This window comes from Pseudoalteromonas sp. APC 3224, from assembly GCF_030407535.1.
Lineage (GTDB): Bacteria > Pseudomonadota > Gammaproteobacteria > Enterobacterales > Alteromonadaceae > Pseudoalteromonas.
In genome coordinates this window covers 1-873 of sequence record NZ_JASDDF010000079.1, presented here as the reverse complement: position 1 = coordinate 873, position 873 = coordinate 1, and the positions used below count along the sequence as shown (strand labels likewise).

Annotated in this window: 1 protein-coding gene; it reads left to right on the top strand. The window is 28.6% G+C overall.

Annotated features, from left to right (window positions below; translation table 11 throughout):
- On the top strand, positions 1 to 759 hold a 759-nt coding region (locus QL989_RS19125), incomplete at its 5' end, for a hypothetical protein (RefSeq protein ID WP_290171718.1).
- Between the last annotated feature and the right edge of the window lie 114 nt (positions 760 to 873).

Here is an 873-nt window from a genome sequence, read left to right as displayed (position 1 = left end):
GTCGAAAAAATAGCAATATCAATAAAAGAAAGGCTCGAACCCCTTCAGCGTGAAATGATGAAAAGTGAGATAATTCATTCATATAAATCAAATAATGAACTAAAAACTATTTTTAGAGAAATCAAGAATAAATCAATAGAAGATTTAGCTTCGATATTATCAAATGATGAAAAAAATAGTGTTGATAATTTTCTATATCAAGAAATTTTAGCCTGTGTAAAAGAGTTACTTATTAGGGCAAAGAATCTCGAAATTTTAAATAAAAATAAAAATGAAGATTTAATAAATGATTGGTGTGTTTCTTTAATAAATCACAGGTTATCGTGGTTCGGTTTAACACTTTGTGATCAAAAAAGAACAGGTAAAGCACCAAGTGGAATAGGTGTAGGTGAAAGTGATGGTTTGATTTTAGATAACAGAAACGTCCCAATTTCTATTTTTGAAGCTTTAAACTTGAGTTCCCTTAACAATACAACAATAGATGAACACTTAAACAAGATTTCTGATTATGATTTATTAGGGTTATCACCTGTTTTTATCGTGTCATATTGTTATTTTTCTAACTTCACTTCAAAAGTTAAAAAGTATCTTTTGAATCTGAAAAGCAAGCAGTATGATGGATTTAAAAGTGTAAATACAGATAGTCACGAGATAATTGGTTTGATTACAAAACCGACATTGATAACCGCTGTAGAGTCTCGTTTTCGAGAAGATAAACAAATAGCGATCTACCATATTCTAATAGATCTCAAAATTTAAACTAAATATTTAAATTTAATTTGCTACATATGTGCTACACAGAAATGCAAAATTAAAAAAATAATTTATAACCTATTGATTTTATTGGTAGCCCCTGCAGGAATCGAACCTGCA